This window comes from Actinomadura harenae (assembly GCF_003696215.1).
Classification (GTDB): Bacteria; Actinomycetota; Actinomycetes; order Streptosporangiales; family Streptosporangiaceae; genus Spirillospora; species Spirillospora harenae.
The window spans coordinates 40,782-60,537 of the sequence record NZ_RFFG01000027.1; the positions used below are offsets into that span (position 1 = coordinate 40,782).

The 19,756-nt window shown below is 71.4% G+C and carries 16 protein-coding genes; 5 read left to right on the plus strand and 11 right to left on the minus strand.

What is annotated here, in order from left to right; all coding sequences use genetic code 11:
- Positions 1-13: 13 nt before the first annotated feature.
- The 4 genes from EBO15_RS17100 to EBO15_RS17115 all read right to left on the minus strand — a co-directional run bounded on the left by EBO15_RS17100 (position 14) and on the right by EBO15_RS17115 (position 4,645).
- Entirely contained in the window at positions 14-1,897 is a 1,884-nt protein-coding gene (locus EBO15_RS17100) for a KedN5 family methylcobalamin-dependent radical SAM C-methyltransferase (protein ID WP_122195388.1), read from the minus strand.
- Positions 1,898-2,213: 316 nt separating this feature from the next.
- Positions 2,214-2,471, minus strand: coding sequence for an acyl carrier protein (locus EBO15_RS17105; protein WP_122195389.1), 258 nt, complete (start codon positions 2,469-2,471; stop codon positions 2,214-2,216).
- 15 nt (positions 2,472-2,486) lie between these two features.
- The gene (locus EBO15_RS17110) at positions 2,487-3,854 is read right to left on the minus strand and encodes an NAD(P)/FAD-dependent oxidoreductase (protein WP_199744600.1); all 1,368 of its coding nucleotides are present in this window, start codon (positions 3,852-3,854) and stop codon (positions 2,487-2,489) included.
- Positions 3,851-4,645 (minus strand): AfsR/SARP family transcriptional regulator, encoded by a 795-nt coding sequence (locus EBO15_RS17115; RefSeq protein ID WP_122195390.1) that lies wholly within the window; start codon positions 4,643-4,645, stop codon positions 3,851-3,853. Before EBO15_RS17115 ends, EBO15_RS17110 begins: the two co-directional genes overlap by 4 nt.
- A gap of 930 nt (positions 4,646-5,575) precedes the next feature.
- On the opposite strand from EBO15_RS17115, the gene EBO15_RS17120 reads away from it, so the two are divergent.
- The gene (locus EBO15_RS17120) at positions 5,576-6,187 is read left to right on the plus strand and encodes a LuxR C-terminal-related transcriptional regulator (protein ID WP_267898413.1); all 612 of its coding nucleotides are present in this window, start codon (positions 5,576-5,578) and stop codon (positions 6,185-6,187) included.
- 132 nt (positions 6,188-6,319) lie between these two features.
- Entirely contained in the window at positions 6,320-7,525 is a 1,206-nt protein-coding gene (locus EBO15_RS17125; protein ID WP_122195392.1) for an FAD-dependent monooxygenase, read from the plus strand.
- A 23-nt stretch (positions 7,526-7,548) separates the two neighbouring features.
- On the opposite strand, the gene rfbB is transcribed toward EBO15_RS17125, so the two are convergent.
- The 3 genes from rfbB to EBO15_RS17140 form a co-directional block, all read right to left on the minus strand.
- Positions 7,549-8,550 (minus strand): dTDP-glucose 4,6-dehydratase, encoded by a 1,002-nt coding sequence (rfbB, locus tag EBO15_RS17130; protein WP_122195393.1) that lies wholly within the window; start codon positions 8,548-8,550, stop codon positions 7,549-7,551.
- A gap of 85 nt (positions 8,551-8,635) precedes the next feature.
- Positions 8,636-9,730: a glucose-1-phosphate thymidylyltransferase gene (locus EBO15_RS17135; protein ID WP_325051913.1), complete on the minus strand. Its 1,095-nt coding sequence runs from the start codon at positions 9,728-9,730 to the stop codon at positions 8,636-8,638.
- Positions 9,717-11,342: an FAD-dependent monooxygenase gene (locus tag EBO15_RS17140; RefSeq protein WP_122195395.1), complete on the minus strand. Its 1,626-nt coding sequence runs from the start codon at positions 11,340-11,342 to the stop codon at positions 9,717-9,719. Before EBO15_RS17140 ends, EBO15_RS17135 begins: the two co-directional genes overlap by 14 nt.
- Before the next feature lie 140 nt (positions 11,343-11,482).
- On the opposite strand from EBO15_RS17140, the gene EBO15_RS17145 reads away from it, so the two are divergent.
- From EBO15_RS17145 to EBO15_RS17155, 3 genes are read left to right on the plus strand one after another with little or no spacing between them, the layout of a single operon-like run.
- Positions 11,483-12,514: a methyltransferase gene (locus tag EBO15_RS17145; RefSeq protein WP_122195433.1), complete on the plus strand. Its 1,032-nt coding sequence runs from the start codon at positions 11,483-11,485 to the stop codon at positions 12,512-12,514.
- A gap of 12 nt (positions 12,515-12,526) precedes the next feature.
- On the plus strand, positions 12,527-13,735 hold the full coding sequence (locus EBO15_RS17150) for an acyl-CoA dehydrogenase family protein (protein ID WP_122195396.1): 1,209 nt from the start codon (positions 12,527-12,529) through the stop codon (positions 13,733-13,735).
- Between the two features lie 13 nt (positions 13,736-13,748).
- Positions 13,749-14,780 carry a methyltransferase gene (locus EBO15_RS17155; protein WP_122195397.1) on the plus strand — a complete coding sequence of 344 codons (1,032 nt, stop codon included), beginning with the start codon at positions 13,749-13,751 and terminating at the stop codon, positions 14,778-14,780.
- 139 nt (positions 14,781-14,919) lie between these two features.
- On the opposite strand, the gene EBO15_RS17160 is transcribed toward EBO15_RS17155, so the two are convergent.
- The 4 genes from EBO15_RS17160 to EBO15_RS17175 are packed head-to-tail and all read right to left on the minus strand — an operon-like array spanning position 14,920 to position 19,751.
- Positions 14,920-16,275 (minus strand): acetyl-CoA carboxylase biotin carboxylase subunit, encoded by a 1,356-nt coding sequence (locus tag EBO15_RS17160; RefSeq protein ID WP_122195398.1) that lies wholly within the window; start codon positions 16,273-16,275, stop codon positions 14,920-14,922.
- 5 nt (positions 16,276-16,280) lie between these two features.
- Positions 16,281-16,742, minus strand: coding sequence for an acetyl-CoA carboxylase biotin carboxyl carrier protein (locus EBO15_RS17165; RefSeq protein ID WP_122195399.1), 462 nt, complete (start codon positions 16,740-16,742; stop codon positions 16,281-16,283).
- Positions 16,723-18,555, minus strand: coding sequence for an acetyl-CoA carboxylase, carboxyltransferase subunit beta (gene accD, locus EBO15_RS17170; RefSeq protein WP_122195400.1), 1,833 nt, complete (start codon positions 18,553-18,555; stop codon positions 16,723-16,725). Before accD ends, EBO15_RS17165 begins: the two co-directional genes overlap by 20 nt.
- On the minus strand, positions 18,552-19,751 hold the full coding sequence (locus EBO15_RS17175; RefSeq protein ID WP_325051914.1) for a ketosynthase chain-length factor: 1,200 nt from the start codon (positions 19,749-19,751) through the stop codon (positions 18,552-18,554). The genes accD and EBO15_RS17175 overlap by 4 nt, the downstream gene beginning before the upstream one ends.
- Between the last annotated feature and the right edge of the window lie 5 nt (positions 19,752-19,756).

Sequence of the window (19,756 nt, forward strand, 5' to 3'; positions counted from 1 at the left end):
CCGGGTTCCCGCGTCATGCGATACGGCGCGGTGTGCCCATGTAGTGGGCGGCGGTCTCGTGGTTGTCCATGTGCTCGTAGAACCCGGACTGGGCTTCGAAGACATAGGTGGTCGCGGCCGTGGAGGGCGCGGTCAGCTGCGCCTTCTCCCATTGGCCGAGGATCTCGGCGACGTCGTAGGAGAACTCGACGGGGTCGCTGGCGTAGCCCGCGGTGTCGGCGACCGTCGTCTCGCGCCAGCCCGGCGGAGGACCGCCTGCGGGCTCCACGTACACCGGCCTCGACCACCGCTCGAAGTCGTAGAGGTCCAGCGCGAACCTCCGCCATGCGGCGGGGAAGCGCGGCACCACCGACTCCTCCCACCAGTGCGCCACGAATCGCTCCAGCCGCGGCTGCGCGTACAGCCGGCGCAGGCCCGCGATGACCGCCGGCGATTCGGCGATGACGGGCGCCAGCTCGCGGAACTCGGCGACCTCGGCGTCGGCCGACCGGTCGGCCGCGGTGATCAGGCTCTGCACGAGCTCGGACTGGGACAGCCCGGTCAGGTCGCGGGCCGGCCTCCAGAGATGCCGGAGGTACTGGTTCTCGCCGAAGATCCGCGCCCAGAAGATGAACCGCTGCATCTCCAGGTTCTCGGCGATGGTCGCGCCGCGGTTGGCCAGGACGTACTCGAAGTCGTCGTCCTGGCCGCGGACGGTGACGAAACCGTGCAGGTCGCGCCGTTCGACGTAGTTGGTGTTCGGCAGCAGCAGCAGCGGGTACACGGCGATGCGCGGAACCCGCGAGGCGAGGCGGTCATAGCCGTCGAGGAACGATTCGGGGGTCTCGCCCGGGGCTCCCCAGATCAGCTCGGCGTAGCAGTCCAGCCCTTCGTCGTTGAGCCAGTCCACCAGCCCCTCCCACTTGTTGACCTTCATGTTCTTGCGCTGCATGTCGGTGAGCGCCTCGTCCGACAGTGTCTGGAGCGCCAGCGTGAACGAGCTCTTGAACCCGTTCTCCCGCAGGCGGGAGACGATGCGCATGAAGCGGGCGGACTTGTTCTTCGCCCAGCTGGTCTCCAGCGCCCGCGGGTAGCCTCTGCGGTTGCGCACCTCGATCAGGTCCTCGACGAACTCCTCATCCTGCTCGAGCAGCCCGAAGTTGGAGTCGCAGAGGACGATCGTCGGCGACTCGTGGAAGGCGAAGAAATCGAGCTCCTCGGCCAGCCGTTCCCGGGAGAAGGAGCGCATCCGCTGCCCGACCGCACCACCCCAGTAACAGAAGGAGCATTTGTAGGGGCAGCCGCGGTTCGTCTCCATCAACGCCACGTCGTAGCGGAAGTTCCCTGCGGCGTCCAGCATCGGCAGAGTGCCGGTGAGGAACGGCGACGGAATGATGTCGAGATTCTCTATGCGTTCCCGGGCGGCCGTCGTGTGCTCCGTGCCGTCCGGGCGCTTGTAGGAGATTCCGGCCACCTCGTGGGGGTCGAAGTCGCCGTTCTCGGTGAGGAGGTACCGGACGAGGTCGAGCATCGTGTGCTCGCCCTCGCCGTTGACGACCACGTCGACCTGCGGGTGCTCCCGGAAGACGCGGGCCGCCTGGTGCGCCACGTGGTTTCCGCCGAAGACGACCAGCCCGGCGGGGTTGAGTTGCTTGAAGGTCTCCGCCAGGCAGGCGAAACTGCGGTAGTTCCATCCGAGGACCGAGAAGCCGATGATGTCGGGAACGGCTTCCGAGAACAGATCCCGGGCCATGTTGGTGAGCCCTGTTCCACCACGGAAATTGCAGATCCGCACGTCGATCTCGGCCGCGATGTCCTGGTCGGCGTCCAGCGTCGCCTTCAGGTAGCCCGACGCGAGGGGCATCGAGTCGAGCGGAATGTCCCAAGCCCCTTGTTGGACAAGCGCGATAGTCAGCATCCGACCACCCTTCACACCCGTCGAGCTCAACAGTGTTCGTCGTCAGATACTCCTGCCGCCCGCTCAAGAATAGTTAGAAAGTCGGTGGAAAATGACTTCCGAACGCTTGCAGCATGCGGCATCCAAGCGATGGGGGCAAGAAATCAGGGGCGTTTTCGATCACGGCCTGATCAGCGATGGCGGTAGTGGGTTCCACACGAGAATCCCGCCCGGCGGCGGCTCGGGCGGAAGGGCGGAAGGGAGGCCGCGGCGGTCGTCCTCTCCTGGGCCGGTCGCCGCGGCCACGCGGGCGGCCGCACTCCGCGGCCGCCCGGATTCAGGTCCTGAGGCCGGCGCGGGCGTTGATCATGTCGAGCAGCTGCCGGGGCGTCTCCGCCTTGGCGACGGCGTCGTCGTCCAGGCCGACCCCGTGTTCCCGCTCGATGCTCGCCACCGTGTTGAGCAGGGCCAGCGAGTCGTAGCCGAGGGCACTGAACGGGACGTCGTGGATGTCACCGTCGAGGTCGGCCGTCTCCGTCTCGCCCGCGCATTCGCGGAGCTTCGCCGTCAGACCGGCCAGGGTGAAGGTTTCCATGTTCGACCTGCTCCTTCAGCTGTCGGCGACCGCGAGCGGCGCCCGCAGGGTGCCGAGGTACGGGTGCCAGAGATGGTCGGGATCTTGTTCCACCGCGAGGACGATCTCGCGCATCGCGGTGAGCGCGGCGGGGGTGTCGGTGTCGTAGAAGTCGCCCTGCAGCATCTTCAGGACGTCGACGCGGTAGCGAGGATCCTGGACGAAGGCCGTGAAGAGCACGTTCAGCCGGTAGTAGATCGAGATGAACTCGTACCAGTTGCGGACCGCCCGGCGCAGTTTTCCCTCGTACACGGCGAACCGGTCCTTGGTGAAACCGCCGGCGCGATGCGCCTCGATGATGTCCTTCGCGGCGAGCCGGGCGCTGTTGAGGGCGACGCTCACCCCGCTGGAGAAGATCGGGTCGACGAAGCGGGCCGCGTCCCCGATCATGACGAACCGGTCGCCGCACATCTCGGTCATGGAGTAGCTGTAGTCGCCCTCGGCCTTGAAGGGCCTGACCCGCCGAGCCAGCCTGAGCCCGCTCTCCAGGTCGGGCCGGCTGCCCACGAAGTCCCAGAAGAACCGCTCGCGATCGGTGGCGGCCTCGGTGAAACGGTGCTTTTGCGTCACGACCCCGACGCTCGTGATCGTGTCGGTGATGGGGATCTGCCAGACCCAGGTGTCCTTGAGCGGCAGGAAGTGGACGAAGATGTAGTCGGCCTTGCCGGAGGCGGTGGCGAGGGCGGTCCGGTCCAGTCCCTCGAACCAGGTGTGCACGGCGTACTGGTCGAAGACCGGGTCGGGCACCTTCAGCCGCAGCTGGCGGCCCAGCATGGTCTGCCGGCCCGACGCGTCCACGACCATGCGCGCGCTGTGGTGGAACGTCTCGTCTCCCGTCCGGCAGGTCAGCTCGACGCGGTCGGGGTCCGCGTCGAAGTCGGCCCGCAGGACCCTCGTCCTGGTGAAGACCTTGGCTCCCCTGCTCTCGGCATGGTCGAGCAGGATCTGGTCGAACCGTCCCCGGTCGACGTGGTAGGTGAAGTCCCGGTCCACCTCCGGCTGGTCCCGCTCGACGAACATGACCTCGGCGGCCCGGAAGTCATGGCTCAGGCCGGTGAATCCGTTGTGGGGGATGTCGCGGGACTCCGCCGAGGTCCAGGCCGCGCCGTACTTGCGCGGGAACCCGGCGGCGTCGATCTTGTCGAGCGCCCCGATCTCCGCCAGTACGGGCGTCGTCGCGGGCACCAGCGACTCGCCGACGTGCGGCCGGGGGAAGGACTCGCTCTCGAACACCGCCACCGACAGCCCCGCGCCCGCGAGGTAGGAGGCGACGGTGGAGCCGGCGGGGCCGCCGCCGATGACGGCTACGTCGAAGTCCGGTTGCACGGCCTGCCTCCAGGTCATATCGCTGCGCGAAGAGGTGATTCGAGGTCCATCGAGAGCTCGCTGCGCGCATGCAGCAACCCCGCGTGGACCTGCTTGAGGTCCGGGCTCGGTTCGAGGCCGAGGTCCCGGTCCAGCAGACGCCGGACGTCCTGATAGGCCTCCAGGGCCTCGGCCCTTCGGCCGACCCGGGTCAGGGCGATGATGAGCTGCCCGTGCAGCCACTCGTTGTAGGGGTACCTGGTCACCAGTGATTTGAGTTCGGCGATCAGCTCGTGGTGCCTGCCCAGCCTCATATCGGCGGCGATCCGGAGTTCGAGCGCGCTGACATATCGCTCTTCGAAATGCGCGGCGTAGCCGCGGAGCAGCGGACCGCAGTTGACGTTCCCGAGCATCGGCCCGCGCCAGAGGGCAAGCGCTTCACGCAGTATGCGGGCCGCTTCTCTCGCGTCGTGCGCCAAGAGTGCGCGGCCGGTGTCGAGCATGCTGTTGAAGCGCGTGGCGTCGACCTCCGAGGGCGGAATGTCCAACACATAGCCGGGGGGACGCGTGATGAGCGGGTCCGGCAGTCCGCTGCGCTCCTGCAACCGGCCGAAGACCCGGCGCAGCTGGTAAATATACGTTTGCGTGGTGGTCGTCGCGCTGCGCGGCGGATCGTCGGACCACAATTCTTCGATGAGCGTGTCAATGCTCACGACCTGCCCGGCCCGCAGTACCAGAACCGCGAGGACCTGGCGCACCTTCGGCGCACTGGGCGTCCAGTCGGTCTCGCCTTCCGCCATTTCGAACAATCCGAGGACCGTGAATCGCATTCGTCCTCCCCGTTATCTGTTGTCAGTCACGCGATGCACGATAAGTGATGCCATCGAGGCGACTCAAGAGACGGGGCGAAGGTGGCGCGAAGGTGGCAGAACCGCGTGCCCCCGGCCCTCACCCGGGGTCTGACATGCGCCACAACAGGTCGTACGACCCGGTGCCCCCGGTCGTACACCCCCTCCCTGACCGGCAGGTCGGCGATACGGAACGCCACCGGTGTGACCTGAGGGGCACGGCATCACCCATCCGCCGTGAAGCGCGTGGACGGCAGCGGCTTAACCCGGGATCGAACCGCACATCGACTTGACAGGCGAAATCAGGGTGCCAATATGTGATCTGGTTCGAGGCCAGGGGATGATAGCGCGCGATTGACAGAGGACAACTCAGAAGATGCGGCCGCATACGGTAAGTGCCCGCGCGGCCGGCGGGCCGGCCGTCCGACAAGCGCGCCGATCTTGCAGGTTCCCGCCACTACTCATGCGATCCGGTTGAATACGCAGCGGCTGGTCGTTTCGAAACCACATCGACATGATGTTTCCATGTGAACGATTATCGGCACTGTCGTTCACAGATGATGATCTAGGCGTCGGCGCAGGCCACGGCGCGATTCGGCGTCATGACGGGCTCGCACGACCAAGTTGAAATCTTGATTATGTGCCCGATCATCGGCAAGAGATGACAAGTTGGTGAACACCCTGTGGCGAGAAGTACCACACCCACTGAGCAGGTGAAAGTCGGCCACTTGACCGGATTCGGACCATACGTCGACTTGATCTTGCAAATTAGGGGTGCGAATATGTCTATTTGGGGTCGGGGTCGGATCCGCGAGACAGGTGGCCCGCATGAAGCCGGACACGGACATGTCCATCCGAGCAGATAATCCCAAGGGGGTATCCGTGCCGGAACCCGCCCCGGCCGCCCAGGTGATGCTGCTGGATCATCAGACTCTCTTTCGGGAATCACTTCGCGAAATGCTCGGCAATGAGCGCGAACTGTCCGTCGTCGCCGACTGCGACAACCTCGAGGACGCCGCACGGGCCGCCAGCCACCTGCACCCCTCCATCGTCCTCTTCGACGCGGACACCCCGAGCGAGCTGCTCGAGGGCCTGCAGCGCATCAGGGCGGCCTCCCCCGAGTCGCGCATCCTCGCCCTCACCTTCCACGACGACCCCTGGATGATCCGGACCCTGATAGGTCAGGGCATCCACGGCTACCTGAGCAAGAGCGTGTCGCGGCTGGAGCTGGTCTACGCGATCAGGGTCGCGAGCGCGCGGTCCCCGCGCATGGTGTTCATCAGCTCCTACGAGAAGTTCAACGCCGCGCTGGGCGCCGACCGGACCGGGGCCGCGAACATCTCCCGCAGGGAACGTGACATTCTCATGCTGGTCTCCGAGGGGTTGAGCAACTCCCAGATCAGCAAGCGGCTCGCCATCGCCGAGGGCACCGTCAAGCGCCACCTCGGCAACGTCTTCATCAAGCTCGGCGCGAGCTCCCGTATCGACGCGGTGAACAGGGCCGTCACCGCCGACCTTCTGTAGGCCGCGTGGGCCGCCGGTGACGGGCCCACCGGACGGCCTCGCCTCCCCCTGAACCCACTCGAACGCTTCTCGACGGACGCCGGACACCATGCGGTCTGTTGCAGCCGAACCGGCCAGAGGGAGCGTGCGACCGTGGCGGACTTGACAACCGACTTCTGCATCGTCGGCGGGGGCCCCGCGGGCCTCACACTGGCGCTGCTGCTGGTCCGCTCGGGCGCCCGGGTCGTCGTGCTCGAGCGGTCCCGGTCACTGGACCGCGACTACCGCGGCGAGATCCTGCAGCCCGGCGGACAGGCGCTCCTCGACGCCCTCGGGGTGCTCGACCCGGCGCTGGCCGCGGGCGGCTACGCGATGGACCGCTTCCAGCTGGTCGAGCACGGCCGGACGCTGATCGACGCCGACTACCGCGGTCTGCCCGGGCCCTTCGGCCGGCTGCTCAGCCTCCCGCAGCGCCACGTCCTCGAGGAACTGCTGGCACAGTGCGGCAAGTTCGAGGAGTTCGTCCATCTCGGCGGGTGCAGGGCCGTGCGGCTGCTCGGCTCCGGCGGACGGGTCGAAGGGGTCGAGGGCGACCGGGCCGCCGGTTCGCCGACCGTCCACGCGCACTGTGTGATCGGCGCCGACGGCCGCTACTCCAAGGTCCGCCGGCTGGCCGGAATCGAGGCCGGCCGCCTGGACGTCTTCGACCAGGACGTCCTGTGGTTCAGGCTTCCCCTGTCCGGCCCGGTGCCGCGCGAGGTACGGATCTTCCGGGCCGGCGGCAACCCCGTGATCACCTACCCGTCCTACCCGGACAGCCTCCAGGTGGGCTGGACGCTGCCGCACGGGCGGTACCGCGCGCTGGCCGAGGCCGGGGTCGGGGAACTGAGGGAACGGATCGCCCGGGCGATGCCCCCCTACGCCGATCTGGTGCGGGCCTCGATCACGAGCGCCAGGGACCTCACCCTGCTCGACGTGTTCGCCGGTGACGCCGCCGAATGGGCCCGGGACGGCCTGGTGCTGATCGGCGACAGCGCGCACACCCACAGCCCGATCGGCGCCCAGGGCATCAACCTGGCGATCCAGGACGCCGTCGCGCTGCACGGGGTCCTCCTGGACTCGCTGCGGCGCCGGGACGCCACGGCGCGCTTCTTCGAACCGTACGTGCGGGACCGGCGCCGCACGATCAACAGGATCACCCGGATCCAGATCATGCAGAGCAAGGCGATGCTGTCCACCGGTCGCCTCGGCGGCGCGCTCCGTCCCAGGATCGCCGGGCTGGTCTCACGGACACCGGCCTACCGCAGGGTGTTCGACACCATCGCGTTCGGCGACCGGACGATCCAGGTGCCCGGCTGACCCGCGTCCCGGCGGCCGGGCGGTCATGTCCCGGCCGCCGCGGCCTCCGAGGCCGCCGAGTCTTCTGCGGCCCGTCGCCACCACCGCGGGTTGGCGCGGTACCAGTCGACCACCTCGCCGAGGCCCGCGTCGAAGCCGACCCGCGGCGCGTACCCCAGTTCCCGCCGGATCTTGGAGTCGTCCATCGCGTACCGGAGGTCGTGTCCCTTGCGGTCCTGGACCAGCTCGACCGCGCTCCAGTCGGCGCCGCACAGCCCGAGGAGCCGCTCGGTGACCTCCCGGTTGGTCAGCTCCACCCCGCCGGCGATGTTGTAGACCTCGCCGGGCCGGCCCCCGGTCAGGACCAGATGGACGGCGCGGCAGTGGTCGGCCACGTGCAGCCATTCACGGACGTTCCCGCCCTGGCCGTACAGTCCGACGGGCCGGCCGGTCAGCAGGTTGGTGACGAACCGCGGGATGAGCTTCTCCGGGTGCTGGCGGGGCCCGTAGTTGTTGGAGCAGCGGGTGATCCGCACGTCGAGGCCGTGCGTCCGGTGGTAGGACCGCGCGATCAGGTCCGCCCCGGCCTTGGACGCGGCGTACGGCGAGTTCGGCAGCGGCGGCGACGCCTCGGTCCAGCGGCCCTCGGGGATCGAGCCGTACACCTCGTCGGTGGACACGCAGACCACGGTGCCGACCCCGGCGCGCAGCGACTGCTCGAGCAGGGTGTGCGTGCCGAGGACGTTGGTCCGGACGAACTCCGCCGAGCCCGCGATCGAGCGGTCGACGTGGGATTCGGCGGCGAGGTGGACGACCGCGTCCTGCCCTTCGAGCAGGCGCCGGACCAGCCGTTCGTCGGTCACGTCCCCCCTGACGAAGCGCAGCCGCTCGTCACCGGTGGGGAGGTTGTCGGGGTTGCCCGCGTACGTCAGCTTGTCCAGGACGGTGACCAGGGGATCGCCGACGTCGCCGTACTCGCCGCTCAGCAGTCCGCGCACGTAGCACGACCCGATGAATCCCGCGCCGCCGGTGACGAGAAGCCTCATGCCGACCTTCCTCGTGGTGTGCCGTCGCCGCGCGCAGCGGCGCGCGCGGCGGGCCGCGCGGTCCGGGTCGGTGATCCGGCCGGCATCAGGCCGCCAGTTCGACGAACGCGTGGTCGCCGATGCGCAGCCGGGTACCGGACCGTCCCCGGCCCCCGATCACCTCCGCGTGCCGGCCGATGAGCGAGTCGCGGATTCCGCACGCGCCACGGACGGCGGCGCCGTCCAGAAGGACCGACCCCTCCACCTGGACCCCGGACAGCAGGCAGCCCCGGCCGATGGCGGTCCCGGGACCGATCTGGCTGTCCTCCACGACGCTGTCCGCGCCGACGATCGCGGGCCCGTGCACCTCCGAGCGGATGATCTTCGCTCCCGGCTCCACGAGCACCTCCCCGCGCAGCACGCTGTGGCGGTCCCGCTCTCCGAGCGTCTCGCCGCGCATGCCGGAGAGCACGAAGCGGTTGCAGTCCAGCAGGTCGTCCACCGTGCCGGCGTCCCGCCAGTACCCGGTGTGCTCCTCGGCCGTGACCACTCCCCCGGCCAGCATGACCTCGCCGATCGCGTCGGTGATCTCGAGTTCGCCGCGGGCGCTGGGCCGGATCCGGGCGATGGCCTCGTGGATGGCCGGGGTGAAGAAGTAGATCCCCATGATCGCGAAATCGCCGCGCGGCTCGGCGGGCTTCTCGGCGAGCCCGAACACCCGGCCGGACGCGTCGAACTCGGCGATGCCGTACCGGCTGGGATCGTCGACCTTGCTCACCAGCAGTTTCACCTCCGGCCGGTGCGCGCCGAAGTCGGAGGCGGCCGCGGTCAGCCCGCCCGCGACGATGTTGTCGCCGAGGTACATCATGAAGTCGTCGTCGCCGAGGAAGTCGCGGGCCAGCAGCACCGCGTGGGCGAGACCCGCCGGCCAGGGCTGTTCGATGTAGGTGATCCGGACGCCGTCGCCGGAGCCGTCGCCGAACGCGTCCCTGATCTGGTCGTGGTGGTCGCCGACGACCACGCCGACCTCGGTGATCCCCGCTCCGCGGACGGCCTCGAGGCAGTGCCGCAGGACCGGTTTGTTCGCCACCGGCAGCAGTTGCTTGGCCATGGAATAGGTGAACGGGCGCAGTCTCGTGCCCGTCCCTCCGGACAGGACCAGAGCTTTCATTGTTCCCCACAGATGATCAGGTCGGCTCATCGACGCCCCCCAGGTTCGCAGTGGCCCTTAGAGGGTCCGTCGAGCTGACGGCCAGCGCCCGCGCGAGCGAGCCCGCCAGATCGTGGGGGCCCGCCAGATCGTGGGGGCCCGCCAGGTCGTGGGGGCCCGCCGCCGCGCGCCAGCACACGTATCCGTCCGGGCGGACGGCCACCGCCCCGGAGTCGGTGACACCGTGCGCCGCCGCCCACCCGCCTTCCGGGTCGGCCAGGTCGTCGCCGACGCGATGGACCCGCAGGCCGATCCTCCGCGCCTCCTCCACCCATGGCCCGCCCCTTGGCCCGGCGACCACAACGAAGTCCTCGCCGTAGAGGTCGAGCGTGGAGACCGGGCCGCCGGCGCGGACCAGCGGAACGTGAGGGGCGCGGGTGCCCGGACGTCCTTCGGGCCTCCCGTCGTCCGCCGGCCCCTCCGTCACCGCCGGTGACCGGTAGCGCTGCCCCAGGACCATCGCCACCGGGTCCGGCCGCCGCCCGGGACCCGCCGCCCCCGCGCCCCGTGAGGACTGGAGGTCGACCGCGAAACCGCACGACCGTTCGGCGACGGGACGCCGTTCGGGCTCATAGGTCTCCAGCAGGTCGGGCCCCGCCTGGCCGCGGATCACCGCGGCGAGCTTCCAGGCGAGGTCGTAGGCGTCCTGGATCCCGACGTTCCCGCCGAGTCCGCCCGCGGGCGGCATCACGTGCGCGGCGTCCCCGGCCAGCAGCACCCGCCCGACCTTGTAGCGGTCGGCCACCCACGCGGCCAGATCCCAGCCGGGCGGGCGGCCGTCGGGGTCGAGCAGTTCCCGCGAGATCCGCGGTTCCACGTCCGGCGTCCCGACGGCCGCCCGGACCAGGTCGGGATAGCGGTCGGGGGTGACGTCCTCGACGAGGTCGCGCGGCACGATGAGGATCCACTGGTCCCGGTCGGCGAGTCTCGCCAGGATGGTGCCGGCCGCGGGCCGGTCGAGGTAGCACAGCGCCAGGCGCCGTCCGCGCAGGGGTCCGGTGAGGTCGGCCCGGAACGGGATGTTGACGTACCGCGCCATGACCCCGGGCCCGGTGACCCCCACTCCCAGTCGCCGGCGAACGGGCGACCTGTGGCCGTCGGCCGCCACCAGGTACTGCGCCCGGACCGGCGCGCGCGGCGCGTCGCCGATGTAGGCGCCCACGGCGAAGGCGTCCTGGGCGAACCGGGTCAGCCGGGTTCCCAGCCGCAGGTCCACTCCCGCTCGGACGGCGTGCTCGCGGAGAACGAGCTCGACGACGTTCTGGTCGATGGTCAGCGGGGTGGTCGGGCTGGCCGCGCCGAACACGGCGTCGGAGGGCCGGGTGGCGCGGAAGCGCTCCGCGCCGGCCAGCGTCTCGGCGTGGATCACCTCCGGAAGGCCGGTCAGGACGGACGGCGGGGCCTCACGGAGCGCCTGTTCCAGCCCCGCCGCACGGTAGAGCTCCATCGTCCGGACGTTCAGTCCCCGGCCCTTGGGCAGTGGCGACGGCGCGAGGTGCGGCTCCACGACCATCGTCTCGATTCCCCGTCTTCGCAGGAACAGGGCGATGGACAGGCCCACGAGCCCTCCCCCCGCGACCACGACCGGAACGTCGTACGCCATGGCCTTCCCCCTCCACTGATGCGCTGATCCGCCGCGGCGAGTGTCGGTGACCGGATTGGACGATCGGTCGAGCCGGAGGTTCGAGCCGTTCTCGAAACCCGGTGGTCACGATGACGCCGACGCGAATCTGGAAGGTGCCCATGATCGAGAGTGACTCCCCCACGATCACGACTCCGCAACTGCACGACATAGCCCGCGGCTACGTCAAGACGGCCCTCCTGCGCACCGCCCTCGAACTGCGCCTCTTCGACGAGCTGGCGTCCGCGCCGTCCGACGCGGGCGCGCTCGCCCGGGTGCTGAAGACCGACGCCAGGGCGACGCGGATCCTCCTGGACGCGCTGACGGCGATCGGGCTGCTCCGTCGCGAGGGGGACGACTACCACCTCCTGCCGGGTGGAGAGACGCTCCTGGTCAGCACCAGTCCGCAGTTCTTCGGTCACGCCGTGCGGCTGGGGGCCAGCGACTGGGAGTGGGACGCGCAGAAGCGGCTCGTCGACGCGGTGCGGCACGGCGGCACCGTCACCGACACCCACGCCCTCACCCCGGAGTTCGACTACTGGGAGGACTTCGCCAACCACACCTCGTGGTTCAACAACGGCGCCGCCGAGCTGATGGCCGACCGGCTGGCGCCGTGGGCCGCCACCCGGGAGTCGGTGAAGGTGCTCGACGTCGCCTCCAGCCACGGGGCGTACGGATTCACCCTCGCCCGGCGTGAGCCGCGCGCGCACGTCTGGTGCCTGGACTGGCCGAACGTCCTGGAGATCACCAGGCGCAACGCCGAGCGGCAGGGGCTCGCGGACCGCGCCCACTACATCGCCGGCGACATGTTCGAGGTGCCGCTCGGCGGCCCCTACGACATCGTCATGATCACCAACGTGCTGCACCACTTCTCCGAGGACACGGCCACCGCGCTGCTCCGCCGGGTGGGGACGGCGGTGAAACCCGGGGGCCTGATCGCGGTCGTCGGGCACACCTACGACGAGGGCGACACCCCCGAGACCAACCCGCTGCCCTTCATGTTCTCGGTCATCATGCTGGTGCAGACCCACGACGGCGAGACCCACTCGGTCGCCACCTACCGGCGGATGCTGACGGCCGCCGGGTTCAAGGAAACGCGGACCTACACCGGCGAGAAGGCCATGCACCGGCTGTTCGTCGCCGAGCGTCCCTGAGCGGGCCCCGCGATGCCCGGCCAGATCGACGCGGCGGCGTCCCGCCAGACCGACGCGGCGGCGTCCGAGGTGACGACCGCCGAGGCGGTGCGCTCGGTGGCCGCCGCCCACGCCTCCGCCGCCGAAGACGAGCGGCGGCTCAGCGCACCGGTCGTCCAAGCCATCACCCAGGCGGGCCTCGCCCGCCTCTTCGTGCCGGACGGGTTCGGCGGGGGGCACGGCCGCTTCGCCGACCTCCTCCACCAGGTCTCCACGATCGCCGAAGGCTGCGCGTCCGCGGGCTGGTGCGCGTCGCTGTTCGCCTCGCACCCCAGGATGGCCGCGTTCCTTCCCCCCGAGGGACGGCGGGATCTGTGGGGGGACGGTCCCGACGTCCTGATCTCCGCCGGGGTCGTCCCCGGCGGCACCGTGACCCGGTGCGGTCCCGGCTGGGAACTCGGCGGCGAGTGGGGCTTCGTGAGCGGCGTCGACCATGCCGACTGGGTCCTGGTGTCCGGATGGGAGCCCGGCACGACCGAGCGGCGGTTGCGCTTCTTCGCCGTGCCCCGCGACGAGTGCGGGGTGCGGGACACCTGGTTCACCACCGGGATGCGCGGCACCGGCAGCAAGACGGTCGTGCTGGACGGCGTGGCGGTGCCCGCGCACCGCTCGTTCGCCCAGCAGGACGTCCTGGCCGGCGCCCCGGACCCGGACCCGCCGTTCCTGCGGGTTCCGTTCCGGCTGGTCAACGGCCTCACCATGATCGCTCCCGCGCTGGGCGCGGTCCGGGGCGCGCTGCACCGCTGGACGGAGTGGGTCGCGGGGAAGACGGAGATGTCCATGGGCCGGGTCGTCCAGGCCAGGGACAAGGCCACGGTCCAGGCGGCCCTGGCCCGCTCGGCCACCGCGGTCGACGCGGCGGAGCTGCTGATGGGCAGGATCGCCCGGATCGCCGACTCCGGCCGCGAGGTGACGCCCGGCGACGTGGCGAGAAGCCACCGGGACTACGCCGTGGTCGCCGAGTACCTGGTCGAGGCCGTCGAACGCCTGTACCGCGTGAGCGGGGCGCGTGCCCAGATGCTGGGCGGCCCGGTCGAACGGGCCTGGCGGGACGTGCACGCCGCGACCGCTCACGCCGCCCTCCAGTTCGACACCAACACCGCCGTGTACGCCGGGCACGTCCTGCGGGCCGCCGCGCGGGCCGAGCCGGTCGACAGGCGAGACCACGACAACCGGGCATGAGAAGGGTTCCCAGATGGACAGCGCTCCGCGGACCGGTCCCGATCCCGTACTCCAACTCCACGAGCTGGCCTACAGCCTCGGGGTGAGCGCCGCGCTCACCGCCGCGGCCACGCTCGGCGTGGCCGACGCGGTCGGCGACGGCCCCGTTCACGTGGACGCGCTCGCGGAGGCGGTGGGCGCGCATCCCGGTGCGCTCCGCCAGCTCATGCGCGCCCTCGCCGGGCACGGAGTCTTCCAGGAGGACTCCGCCGGGCGGTACGGCCACACCCCGCTGTCGCGGGCGCTGCGCGCCGACGCGCCCAACAGCCGCAAACCCTGGGTCGAGCTCGCCGGGGCCGACTTCGCCTGGCGGATCTGGGCGAGGCTCACCGACTCGATCCGGACCGGCGAGGCGGTCTTTCCCGAGATCTTCGGGACCGACATGTTCACCTATCTCGCCGAGCACCGGCCCGAGATCGGCGCCGTCTTCGACGCGGCCGCCGCGAAGTCGACCGAGGCCGCCGCGGACGCCCTGGCGGGGACCATGGACATCGGCTCGGCGACCACGGTCGCCGACATCGGCGGCGGCAAGGGCAGGCTGCTCAGGGCCGTGCTGGAACGGCACGACGGGCTGCGGGGCGTCCTCTTCGAGATGCCGCGCATCCTCGCCGACGCGGACCCCGAACTGCGCGACGGCGGCTCGCTGGCCGGCCGGTGCCGGATCGTTCCGGGCGACTGCCATGCCGACGTCCCGGTGAAGGCGGACATCTACCTGATCAAGGGCGTCCTGCACATGTGGGACGACGACACGGCGGCGGGCGTGCTGCGGAACATCGCCCGGAACGCCGCCCCGGGGGCCCGCGTGATCGTCATCGACCAGCTCCTCGACGCGACCACGACGCCCCGGATCGCCGGCGTGATCGACCTGCTGATGCTGGTCAGCCAGGGCGGCAAGGAGCGGACCACGGACGAGTTCCGCGACGTCTTCGAACGCGCGGGCCTGGAGCTGCGCCGGACGTTCCCGGCGAGTCCCGTGATGCACCTCGTCGAAGGGGTCGTGCGGTAGGCCGAGGGCCCCCGGGGCATGCCGTCCGGCGCCGTCGCGGCACCGGGCGGCATGCCCTGCCCTTGTCCGGCCGGGGCCGAGTCAAGGCGGTTGGCGGTCGGCCGTCTTCCCGGCCGTCCGGAAGCGGGGCTCGGCGGCGCTACGACCCCGCGCGCCGCATCTCGGCGACGATCGAGGTGTCGTGCTCCGCCGCGACGAAGGACGGATGCTCCAGGACCCGGACCAGGAAGTCCGACGTCGTCCGGATCGAGGGGCCGCCGACGCGCAGCTCCGCCAGGGCCCGGCGCATCCGGGCGATGGCTCCGGACCGGTCCGGAGCCCAGACGATCACCTTCGCGACCAGCGAGTCGTACGCGGGCGAGATCCCCATCCCGGCGGTGGCGTGGGTGTCCACGCGGACGAACGGCCCGCCGGGCGGCCGGAACTCGGTGAGCAGCCCCGGCGAGGGTGCGAAGTCGCGCTCGGGGTCCTCGGCGTTGATCCGGCACTCGATCGCGACGCCACGCGGCCGGACGTCCTGCTGCCGCAGGCCGAGCGGCTCCCCCGCGGCGATCCTGATCTGCTCCCGGACGAGGTCGAGCCCGGTGGCCATCTCGGTGACCGGATGCTCCACCTGAAGCCTGCTGTTGACCTCCATGAAGTGGAACTCGCCGTGCCGGTCGACCAGGAACTCGAACGTGCCCGCCCCCACGTAGTCCGCGGCCAGCGCGCCGCGCACCGCCGACCCGCGCATCGCGTCGAGCAGCTCGCCGGGCAGCCGGGGCGCGGGGGTCTCCTCGATCAGCTTCTGGTTCCGGCGCTGGACGCTGCAGTCCCGTTCGCCCAGGTGCAGCGCGTTCCGATACCGGTCGCAGAGCACCTGGACCTCGACGTGCCTGGCTCCGGTGACGTAACGCTCCACGTAGACGCGGTCGTCGCCGAAGAGGGCGCGGGCGTCCCGGCGGGTGGCCGCGTAGGCGGCGGCGAGGTCGCCGGGGTGGTGGACCACCCGGGTCCCGCGCCCGCCTCCGCCGGCGACCGCCTTCACGATCAGCGGGAAGCCCGCGTCGGCCGCAGCCCGGCGCGCCGCCTCCAGCGTGTCCTGGGAGCCGATGCCGCCGGGAAGGACGGGGAGGCCGGCGTCCGCCATGAGGGACCGGGCCTCGGACTTGCGGCCGAGCCGCTCCAGAACACCGGGCGGCGGGCCGATGAAGGTCATCCCGGCCTCTTCGGCCGCCTCCGCGAAATCGGGATCCTCGGACAGGAACCCGTAGCCGGGATGGACGGCGTCCGCCCCGGCCCGCACGCCCGCCTCGAGGACGGCCGCCATGTTGAGGTAGCTCCGGCGGGCCGCCGCCGGTCCGATGTGGATCGCCTCGTCGGCGGCCGTGACCGCGGCGGACTCCCGGTCGTCGGAGGAGTGGACGACGACGGTCCTGATGCCGAGCTCACGGCAGGTGCGGACGACCCGCAGGGCGATCTCGCCCCGGTTGGCGACAAGGATCTTGTCGAACACGGCGGTCAGCCGTCCGAACCGGGGTCGAGCGCGATCAGCGGCGTGCCGTACTCCACGGACTCGCCGTCCTTCACCAGGAACTCCACCACGCGGCCCGGACGGTCCGCCTCGACGGGCGCGAGCAGCTTCATCACCTCGAGGATCGCGACCTGCTGCCCCGGCCGGACGAGGTCGCCCTCGGACACGAACGGGGTGCCGCCCGGCTCGGGCGCGACGTAGAACGTGCCGACCATCCCCGCCCTGACGTAGACGAGACCCTCGGTGCCCGGGGCGGGCGCGGGACCCCTCGGCGCGGACGGCGCCGTCCCGGCCAGGCCGTCCTCGGGAGCGGCCCACTCCATCTCCACCTCGGCGTCCCCGGACCGGAAGGCGATCCGGCGCAACGAGCCGCCGGCCGCGGCGATCAGGTCGGTCACGCCGCGGCACACCTCCTCCAGCGGGCGCCGCTCAGCCGATTCGTTCGTCATCGTCGCCTCCGTCGCCGTCGCCGTCGCCGTCGGACCGGGCCCGGTGCTCGTCGCGGGGGCGGGCCTGGTGTGAGCGAAGGCGCCGCCATCGCCGTTCCACGATCCGTTCCCCGCCGAGGTCGATCAGTTCGCGCAGCGCCGCCTGGACGGCGCCCTGGACCCGCCGCGCCGCCACGTCGTCGGTGTGCCGGAAGCCGGCCTCCGGCTCCGGGATGACGGCGTCGACCACTCCGAGCCGCAGCAGCGAGCGCGCGTCGAGGTGGAGCGCCCGCGCCGCGGCGGGCGCCGCCTTCGCGTCCCGCCACAGGATCGCCGCGCAGCCCTCGGGGCTGATCACCGAGTAGACGGCGTTGGAGCAGATCAGGACCTGGTCGGCGACGCCCAGCGCCAGGGCTCCTCCGCTGCCGCCCTCACCGGTGACGACGGAGACGATCGGCACCGACAGGCCGGCCATCAGCCGCAGGTTCTCCGCGATCGCCACGGCCTGGCCCTGCTCCTCGGCCTCCCGCCCGGGATAGGCGCCCGGGGTGTCGATCAGCGTGAGCACCGGCAGCCCCAGCTTCTCGGCCAGCCGCAGCAGGCGGGCCGCCTTGCGGTAGCCGGCGGGTCGCGGCATGCCGAAGTTGCGCGCCGACAGCTCGGCGGGGGTGTGCCCCTTCTGGTGGCCGATGACCACCAGCGGCATCCCCCCGAGGCCGCCGACGCCGCCCACGACCGCGGGACAGTCGCCCGAGCACCGGTCGCCGCGCAGTTCGACGAAGAAGTCGAGGATCCGGTCGAAGTAGTCGAGCGTGGTCGGCCGGTCGAGGCCGCGGGCCGCCCGGACGGCCGCCCACGGATCCCGCTCCGCCAGCGCGGTCACGTCCCGGATCCTCGTGTCGGCCGAGGCCCCGGCGTCGACGGAATGCGGGCGGCGCGCACCGGCGGCCAGCAGGCGGGCCAGCGTCCCGCGCAGGGCGGCACGGTCCCGGACCATGTCGATCATGCCCCGCTCCAGCAGGAACTCCGCGGTCTGGAAGCCCTTCGGGAGCCGCTCGCCGACGGTCTGCTCGATGACCCGGGGCCCGGCGAGTCCCAGGCGCGCCCCCGGTTCGGCGATCACGACGTCACAGAGCGTCGCGAAGGACGCGGCGACCCCGCCGAACGTCGGATCGGTGACGAGGGAGACCGTCAGGATGCCCGCCTTGTCGAGGTCGCCCAGCGCGGCCGCCGTCTTGGCCAGCTGCATGAGCGAGATCGGCCCCTCCTGCATGCGCGCCCCGCCCGAGGCCGACACGATCAGCAGCGGCACGCGCTCGCGCAGGGACGCGTCGGCGGCCTGCGCGATCAGGTCGCCCACCGCGCCGCCGAGGCTGCCGCCGAGGAACCGGAAGTCCATCACGGCGGCGACCAGGGGAACCCCGTCGATCCGGCCGCGGACGCACACCACCGCCTCGGCCAGTCCCGTGGCGTCCCTCGCCTCGCGCAGCCGCTGCCGGTACGGCTTGACGTCGACGAAGCCGAGCGGGTCCCCGTTCGGCGCCGAGATGTCCAGCGGTTCGGCGCTCCCCGGGTCCAGCAGCAGGGCGAGGCGCTGGTCCGCGGTGAGCCGGCCGTGATGCCCGCACTCCGGGCAGACACCGTGGGACCTCGCCAGCCGTTTGCTCCAGACGACCGACCGGCAGCCGGCGCAGAGCGACCATGGCGCCGTGTCCCTCGCCGTGTCCCTCGCCGTGTCCCTCGCCGTGTCCCTGGTGGTGCCCCTCGCGGCGGGCCCGGGTTCCGCGGCCGGCGCCGCCTCGCGCGGCCGCGCCGGGGCCGGTTCCGGACTCACCGGAACTCCCTGACCACCATGGCGGAGTTGAATCCGCCATATCCGCGCGCGCACACGAGCGCGGTGCCCACGGACGCCGGTCTCGCCCGGGTGACCAGGTCGATGTCGTACTCCCCGGCCGGTCCGTCGACGTTGACGGTCGGGGGGATCAGCCCGTCGCGGACGCAGAGCAGGGCGGCGGCGAGGTCCAGCGCGCCGCCGCCGGCGTTCAGCCGTCCCACCATCGTCTTGGGCGCGGTCACCGGCACTCCGCGCGGGCCGAAGATCGCGGTGACGGCCCGGGCCTCGGCCAGGTCGAGCTCGGGGACGCCCGCGGCGTCCGCGAAGACCACGTCGACGTCCGCCGGGTCGAGACCCGCGTCCGCGATCGCCCCGCGCATGGCGGCCTCCAGCCGCGGGCCCCGGCCCGCCGAGGGTGGTGGGTCGAAGGTGGAGCAGTGGCCCGCGACCTCGCCGTACACGTGCGGGACGCCGCGCTCCCACGCCGAGTTCGCGTCCTCCACCAGCAGGATCGCCCCGCCCTCCCCCAGCACGTGGCCGGGCGCGCCACGGGTGAACGGCCGGTAGGCCGAGGCGGGGTCCTCCTCGCGGCTCAGCCGTCCGCTGGGCAGATGGGCCGCCAGCGACCACGGGCACAGCGGCGCCTCGACTCCGCCGGAGACGACCGCCCGGGTGCCGTGGCCGACGTGCCTGCGGGCCTGCCCCACCGCGTCCAGCCCGCCGGCCTGTTCGGCGACGATGACGCCGTTCGGCCCGCGGATGCCGTGGCGGATGGAGATCTGTCCGGTGTTCACCGCGTAGAACCACGCGAACGACTGGTAGGCGCTGACGTACTCCGGGCCGTTCGCCCAGAGGTTGGACAGTTCGTGCTGCCCGAACTCGAACCCGCCCACGGAGTTGGCCGTCACCACCCCGATGTCGTAGGGGTCCAGCCGTCGCGTGTCGAGACCGGCGTCCGCGAGCGCGAGGTCGGCGGCGACCAGGGCGATCTGGGTCAGCCGGTCGGTCTGCGACAGGATCCTGCCCGACAGGCGGTCGGTGACGTCGAGGTCGCGGACCTCCCCGGCCAGCCGTACCGGATAGGGGGAGGCGTCGAACCGGGAGATCGGGCCGATGCCGCTGACGCCCTGGAGGGTGCGGGTCCAGTACTCCTCGGCGCCGACCCCGGTCGGGGCGACCACTCCCAGACCGGTCACCACGC

What these genes read in the sequence shown, in the direction of transcription:
- EBO15_RS17135 (WP_325051913.1), bottom strand. Translation starts at nt 9,730, where the DNA reads ATGAGCCGACCTGATCATCTGTGGGGAACAATGAAAGCTCTGGTCCTG.
- EBO15_RS17155 (WP_122195397.1), top strand. Translation starts at nt 13,749, where the DNA reads ATGGACAGCGCTCCGCGGACCGGTCCCGATCCCGTACTCCAACTCCAC.
- EBO15_RS17140 (WP_122195395.1), bottom strand. Translation starts at nt 11,342, where the DNA reads ATGGCGTACGACGTTCCGGTCGTGGTCGCGGGGGGAGGGCTCGTGGGC.
- rfbB (WP_122195393.1), bottom strand. Translation starts at nt 8,550, where the DNA reads ATGAGGCTTCTCGTCACCGGCGGCGCGGGATTCATCGGGTCGTGCTAC.
- EBO15_RS17105 (WP_122195389.1), bottom strand. Translation starts at nt 2,471, where the DNA reads ATGGAAACCTTCACCCTGGCCGGTCTGACGGCGAAGCTCCGCGAATGC.
- EBO15_RS17110 (WP_199744600.1), bottom strand. Translation starts at nt 3,854, where the DNA reads ATGACCTGGAGGCAGGCCGTGCAACCGGACTTCGACGTAGCCGTCATC.
- EBO15_RS17115 (WP_122195390.1), bottom strand. Translation starts at nt 4,645, where the DNA reads ATGCGATTCACGGTCCTCGGATTGTTCGAAATGGCGGAAGGCGAGACC.
- EBO15_RS17100 (WP_122195388.1), bottom strand. Translation starts at nt 1,897, where the DNA reads ATGCTGACTATCGCGCTTGTCCAACAAGGGGCTTGGGACATTCCGCTC.
- EBO15_RS17165 (WP_122195399.1), bottom strand. Translation starts at nt 16,742, where the DNA reads ATGACGAACGAATCGGCTGAGCGGCGCCCGCTGGAGGAGGTGTGCCGC.
- EBO15_RS17145 (WP_122195433.1), top strand. Translation starts at nt 11,483, where the DNA reads ATGATCGAGAGTGACTCCCCCACGATCACGACTCCGCAACTGCACGAC.
- EBO15_RS17120 (WP_267898413.1), top strand. Translation starts at nt 5,576, where the DNA reads ATGCTGCTGGATCATCAGACTCTCTTTCGGGAATCACTTCGCGAAATG.
- EBO15_RS17150 (WP_122195396.1), top strand. Translation starts at nt 12,527, where the DNA reads ATGCCCGGCCAGATCGACGCGGCGGCGTCCCGCCAGACCGACGCGGCG.